Source organism: Desulfosporosinus sp. I2, from assembly GCF_000960765.1.
Taxonomy (GTDB): Bacteria; Bacillota; Desulfitobacteriia; order Desulfitobacteriales; family Desulfitobacteriaceae; genus Desulfosporosinus.
Genome location: NZ_JYNH01000052.1, coordinates 23732 through 29731 on the forward strand (window position 1 = coordinate 23732; position 6000 = coordinate 29731).

The 6000-nt window shown below is 41.7% G+C and carries 8 protein-coding genes and 2 pseudogenes; 1 reads left to right on the forward strand and 9 read right to left on the reverse strand.

What is annotated here, in order from left to right:
- Window positions 1-67 precede the first annotated feature (67 nt).
- The 8 genes and pseudogenes from UF75_RS13220 to UF75_RS13245 form a co-directional block, all read right to left on the reverse strand.
- On the reverse strand, window positions 68-346 hold the full coding sequence (locus UF75_RS13220; protein WP_045575061.1) for a metal-sensitive transcriptional regulator: 279 nt from the start codon (window positions 344-346) through the stop codon (window positions 68-70).
- A gap of 102 nt (window positions 347-448) precedes the next feature.
- Window positions 449-1045 carry a lytic transglycosylase domain-containing protein gene (locus UF75_RS13225; RefSeq protein ID WP_082075135.1) on the reverse strand — a complete coding sequence of 199 codons (597 nt, stop codon included), beginning with the start codon at window positions 1043-1045 and terminating at the stop codon, window positions 449-451.
- A 54-nt stretch (window positions 1046-1099) separates the two neighbouring features.
- Window positions 1100-1714: a dephospho-CoA kinase gene (coaE, locus tag UF75_RS13230; protein WP_045575062.1), complete on the reverse strand. Its 615-nt coding sequence runs from the start codon at window positions 1712-1714 to the stop codon at window positions 1100-1102.
- 12 nt (window positions 1715-1726) lie between these two features.
- On the reverse strand, window positions 1727-2386 hold the full coding sequence (gene ytaF, locus UF75_RS13235; RefSeq protein WP_045575063.1) for a sporulation membrane protein YtaF: 660 nt from the start codon (window positions 2384-2386) through the stop codon (window positions 1727-1729).
- Window positions 2387-2447: 61 nt separating this feature from the next.
- The gene (locus tag UF75_RS13240; protein ID WP_045575064.1) at window positions 2448-4295 is read right to left on the reverse strand and encodes an ABC-F family ATP-binding cassette domain-containing protein; all 1848 of its coding nucleotides are present in this window, start codon (window positions 4293-4295) and stop codon (window positions 2448-2450) included.
- A 148-nt stretch (window positions 4296-4443) separates the two neighbouring features.
- A complete protein-coding gene (locus tag UF75_RS30080; RefSeq protein ID WP_348983054.1) occupies window positions 4444-4560 on the reverse strand; it encodes a hypothetical protein in 117 nt (38 codons plus the stop codon).
- A 14-nt stretch (window positions 4561-4574) separates the two neighbouring features.
- Window positions 4575-4703, reverse strand: a pseudogene (locus UF75_RS30085) (pentapeptide repeat-containing protein); the annotation flags it as partial.
- A 107-nt stretch (window positions 4704-4810) separates the two neighbouring features.
- Window positions 4811-5344 (reverse strand): hypothetical protein, encoded by a 534-nt coding sequence (locus UF75_RS13245; protein ID WP_052693229.1) that lies wholly within the window; start codon window positions 5342-5344, stop codon window positions 4811-4813.
- Between the two features lie 309 nt (window positions 5345-5653).
- Between UF75_RS13245 and UF75_RS27120 the strand changes: the two genes are divergently transcribed.
- Window positions 5654-5890, forward strand: coding sequence for a DUF2238 domain-containing protein (locus UF75_RS27120; protein WP_242860227.1), 237 nt, complete (start codon window positions 5654-5656; stop codon window positions 5888-5890).
- On the opposite strand, the pseudogene UF75_RS13250 reads toward UF75_RS27120, so the two are convergent.
- Window positions 5788-6000, reverse strand: a pseudogene (locus tag UF75_RS13250) (DUF2238 domain-containing protein); the annotation flags it as partial. The gene UF75_RS27120 and the pseudogene UF75_RS13250 sit on opposite strands and share 103 nt — an antisense overlap.

Here is a 6000-nt window from a genome sequence, read left to right on the forward strand (position 1 = left end):
TTCTCTTTTGGGCATTTAGTTACCACTAGCTATGTTCAACTTTATGACATGTATGTCGCAACTCTGTTCACTGATTAAGTTTCATGAGGGTTTCAATCGCGTTGTTCAAAACTTCCTGACGATCCTCCCCTGAGTCAATCGCCTCTAGTAGACAGGAACTTGCATATCGTTGTGCTATTATGACAGAAGTTTTGTGCACCGCAGAACGGATAGCAACGAGTTGTAATAAGATTTCCTCACAACTCTTCTCTTCCTCTATCATGCGTTCTACTCCAGAAATATGACCTCGCACCGTTTTAAGTCGAGTCAAAATCCGTTTGACTTCTTCTGAATCAACTTCTTTCACAAGGGCTATCTCCTATCTCATTATGATTCATTTTCATCGTTCCCATGGTGATTACTCCTACTTTCAAATTAGATTAATCATCGGATGTCTCTTCGGGGCAGCTTAGCTACGGTAAAGTTTAATATATTTTTGGTAACTATTCAAGACACGTCTTACATAATCCCTTGTTTCCTGAAAGGGAATATCCTGGAGACGGATATTTTTAGGATCAATTTGGCCGGCGCTAATCCATTCTTGTACATGACCTCTTCCTCCATTGTAAGCTGCGATGACCAATGTCCTGTCGTTAGAAAAGACTTTTTGCAAACTGGAGAGATACCAAGTTCCATATTGAATATTCTTCTCTGGATTGAGTAAATCCTCACTCGAAAACGGTTTATCTCCAAGACTTTCTGCGATTGATTGTGCCGTGTTGGGCATCAACTGCATCAGCCCTATAGCCCCTTTATGGGATTCAGATTGTGCCAGAAACTTGCTTTCTTCCCGAATCACGGCGACAACAAGTAAAGGGTCCACTCCATATTTTGTGGCATAGTTTTCAATCATGGCTCGATGAGGATAAGGATAGATAATCTTCTCCACCATGGGAATTTGAGCGATGCTATAACCCACGAGGACAATAAGAACTAAGAATAAGATTGGTTTTTTAATCAATTGCTGAATGCCCTTATCATTTTTAATTCCTTTTATCCATCCCATCTCCTCTCTCACGAACCACCGTACTATTTTAATCTATGGGCATGAGTTCAACGATTATGCTTTACTAAATCGCCTGTTAACTATTAATCTTTCCCAAGTTTCTTCAAGCTGAGCAATGGTTTGCAATTCACTCCCTGAGTTATCAATGACGATATCCGCTTGCTGTCTCTTATCCTCTAACGACCCTTGCGCTGCAATACGGGCTTCTACCTCACTGAGGCTTAGCTTGTCTCGCGCAAGAACACGCAGAATCTGAAGATCCCGCGGTATCCACACTACCCAAACTTCGTCTACAAACTTCTCAAAACCCACCTCAAAGAGTAAGGGGACATCCCACACACAAACTCGAACTCCGCTATCTCTAAGAACGGTTTGTTCCGCGTTCATGCATTCAATCACGCGAGGGTGCACGATTAGCTCAAGGCGCTTTCGAGCATCATCATCGTTGAAAACCTGTGCGCCCAGTTTAGAACGATTGATTTGTCCTTTCTTATCGAGGATCTCTGTCCCAAAATCTTGGACTAATTTTGAAATCACCAACGAATCGGACTGCAACAGATTATGTACCGTTTTATCAGCGTCCAGTACAGGAACTCCTTGTTTTATAAACCATCGGGCTACCGTTGATTTCCCACTTCCGATCCCACCCGTTAATCCGATCGTTAACATATTTACCTCTCCTCAGATCAATTTACCCAATCCGACCAAGATCAACACTGCACCAGGTAAGTATTCTGCTTTGTTCGTCCAGTTTTCCGGAATTTTTCCAGCCATTTCTTGTCCTAGACGTAACATCACCATTTGGGTTATGGCCACAATTCCAATGATTGAGAAGGTCATACCTGCCATTGCAGCACCAATTCCACTGGCAAAAGCATCTACGGCCAGTGCACATCCCAGTAAGATACTCTCCCGAAGACTTATCACCCCAGAACCATCGACATCCGCAATATCTGGTGACTTAAGGACCTGAATCACTAAGCCAAAAAAGCGTAATTGGAATCGGAAAACGGGCTCCAAAACAGGGTTGGGATGGACTGCAGCCATCGCTGGTACTGCTTGGGGAAAGACTTGTTCTTTACGGTTCCAAATCGCTTTCCCTAATTGAAAAATCCCTAATGAAAGTAAGATTGATGCTCCTAATAAACGTGCTGGAATTAATTTAAGCCATAACGTTACCCACCCTCCAAAGAGCATGGATATCCCCATTGCCAAAACTGTACACATTGCAATAGCAACAAGAGAATTGATGGGTATGCGAATACGACGTAGTCCATACGCTAATCCGACCCCAAACCCATCCAAACTTAAAGCCACTGCCATAAGCATAGCTATTCCCATATGTATCCCTCCACCTTGCGACTTCAGGATAATATATGGTTTCTACAGCTATTTGGTGAAATCAATCATTTCCAGCAATCCATTCTTCTAAAGCTTGATCTCGTCGTTGAATTACTTCTTCACATTCTTCGTGAAGCTTCATAGCGAGTTCGTAATTTGTGCCCGCTAAAGACAATCTCTCTTCTAACATATGGAGAGTTTCTTCCAACTCTTCAATTTCTACTTCAAGTTGTTTCATCCTCTTTTTTTCTCGTGCTAGAGTACGACCTTCTTGCAGATCCTGGACATTAGCCTGCAGCTTTGAACTTCGAGCGATAGGAGCAACGACTATCTCTTCTTGTTGCTTGTACTCCTTGAACCCCGTATAATCTCCTTCAAAAAGTAACAGCCCTTGAGGAGTAAGTTCAGCGATTTTAGTGACGACCTTATCTAAAAAGTAGCGATCATGAGAGACTGCAAGCACGGTTCCTTCATAGTCTTGAAGTGCTTCTTCCAATACTCCGCGAGTTTCAGCATCTAGGTGATTTGTCGGCTCATCAAGTAAGAGCAAGTTTCCTTGCTCTAGGAAAAGTTTGCACAATGCTAAACGGCTCTTTTCTCCGCCACTCAATACTGAAATTAGCTTAAAGACATCATCTTTTTTAAACCCATATCGAGCCAATAGATTTCGGATCTCTGGATCCTTTAATTTCGAAACGTCCCGGATCTCATCCATTACCGTACCCGAAGTACCGAGATTCTCATGTTCCTGTGAGTAATAGGCAATTTTTACGTTTGCTCCCAATCGGATGGTCCCCTTAAAAGGGGCCTGTTGGAGAATCGCCTTAAGAATCGTGGTTTTTCCAACTCCATTTTTACCCAGCAAAGCTACTCGGTCTCCACGTCGTAAATCTAGTTGCACGTTGGAAAAAAGAGTCCGGGTACTGAAGGCAATTGAAAGATCCTCTATCAGAAGGACTCGATTCCCACTACGCCCTCCATTTCCCAGTGAAATGGAAAGTCCGTGATCTACCTTGGTAATTTGCATGGGCTTAAGTTTCTGGAGCTGACTTTCTCGTCCGCGAGCCTGCTTGGAGTTGACTCCTGCTTTATTTCTGCGGACATATTCCTCAAGTTTAGCTATTTTATTTGATAAACGCTCGGCTTCCCGACCTAGTGTTTTGGCTTCTAATACTTTCAGTAATTCGTATTCGGAATAGTTCCCGGTATACCCCTTTAAACCGCCGTTTTCCAAGCAGAAAACACGAGACACGGTGCGATCTAAAAAGTATCGGTCGTGAGAAACTATCAGCAGGGCCCCAGGATAATCTCGCAAATATCCTTCGAGCCACTCCATAGCAGCAATATCCAAATGATTCGTCGGCTCATCTAAAATTAAGAGTTCAGGAGCTCGCAGCAAAAGCTTGCATAAAGCCAACCGGGTCTTCTGACCACCACTTAACCTAGCAACCTCAGAATTCATCTCCGCTTCTAGTCCTAAACCCGTTAAAATTCTTCGAACCAAAGCTTCTAAAGCATAACCCCCCTGGCGTTCAAATGATTCAGTTAAGGCTGCATATTGTTCCATAACTTTATCACTCACCGAGGAAGCCATCTTATCTTCTAACTCACGCAGTTGTTCCTGCATCTGTAACAAATCCGCTCGTTCTTGGATCACACAGTCAAAGACGTTCCCCTCATCCCCCACTATCGGAATTTGAGGCAGGTACCCAAAGGAGCCAAGAATTTGGACTTCTCCACTTTCTAAGCGTATATCTCCCAGGCAGGCCCGTATCAAAGTTGTTTTACCCGCTCCATTAGGGCCGACCAATGCAGCCTTTTCTCCATTTTCTAAAGTAAAACTAATCCGCCGAAAAAGCGGTTCACCGGATATATCAACGCCGCAATCTCGGCAAAATAAAACACTCATTTCTCTAGCTAGCCCCTTTATTTTTCTTGGGTGCACAAGTTGGGGACAACCGTATAGACCCAAAATCGTTGCATTTTACTATATCATACCCAATGCGTTCTAACAAACGCTAAGTATGAGACTATAAACTCACGCCCAGGTCTGACAGTCATTGGCAATTATAAAACATGAGCCTCTCTATTAGTATGCCGACCCCTATCCCGACGGTATAAGAAACTAAATCACTCCACAAGAATCCATACCCTAAAACTAATCCACCGATCATAGTCTTTTACTCGCTTAGTTTTTTGAAAGTGTCCAGTACGTTGGACGAGTAACTGACAAGGGTAACTTTGTGCTAGTGTCCCCCTTCGCTACGTTGACCTGGGCTTGGGTGAGAAAGAGACTCTTGGAAAGGTTGGCTCCTCGGCCAAAGTACTATAAGCAAACTTACTGCAGATTACGGACAATATCCCGTGATTGAGAGGCTTCCATGGAGAGTGATCCTTTGAAAACCAGGTTATTTTTAAAGAATCCTATCTTCGATAAATAACTTTACTTAATTCTGGCGTATGTTCGAAATCTACAGGCTGACCCTTATACAAAAATCTTATACCTTTTATCCATTCCCCCTCATAGTCTTTCTGTAGGAATGATTCACTTAAACGAATTGTAGTTATAGTTCCCCCAGTTGATCCTTGAAAAAAGCCAGTACCCCATGAACTAGTCTTTTGGACTGATGTATTAGTTGATTTTTCCGATGTCTCCTCCAGATTGATTGTGGCAATTTTATTATCATCAATCTCTAGCACCTCAATCGGAAGATTACCAAAATAGATTACAGATAAAGTATCTGCAATGGTATCCAATTTACTTTTCAGTGAATCTTCTTTGGGCATAGTTATGTCAAAATCTATTTCCTTCTTGTAGTTATTCTTATAGTTATCAACATCAGCCGAATAAATAGGATATAGTTCCATTCCTTTTGCTGAATTTCTGGTTAAAGTTGTAATTATTGCTACCTGCTTGTCTAGCCTCTTATTTAAGCTTTCTAGTTCTTCATTTAACACAGCTTTCTCTATTTCTAACTCAACGTTCTTTTGCTTTTCTATATCATAGCTCTTATAAGCCTTGTTATTTCATCCTGTAGAGAATTTGAACATCCTGTAACAAGAATACTTGATAGGCATATTAGCAAACACATCCTTAGAACTTTCCTAACCAATAAAAATCCCCCTCTAGTATTATATAGAAAGCTGAATTTCGTTTCTGGTTATGATTTACATGTTTAGAATACTTAAGATTTATAATTTCCTTAAGAATTTGTCATGTAAATAATCATCAGTATTTGTCTTGCCATAAGTGCCTCATATGAATTAATCGAGTGGGGTGTAGCCGAGGCTACCGGTAGTGCTGCAGATGCATTCTTAGGTACACAAGGTGATGTCTGGGATACACAATGGGATATGCTTTTGGCTCTTGGTGGAGCAATTATTTCGTTGATATCAATTAAAGATAACAATTTTCCTCTTTGTAGCCCTGACTTCCTCAATAATATCTCCCTGACGATAATTGCTGGTATAAAGCCTTGGGCAAAGTGCCCCAATCGATCGTAATAATTCCTAGCAAGATGAAAAGTGTCTCTTATCCAATTAAATATGGGCATTTCTGCATATGTGTAGTGTCCACCGATCATTAGAATTATCACGTGTACTAATACCAGTAA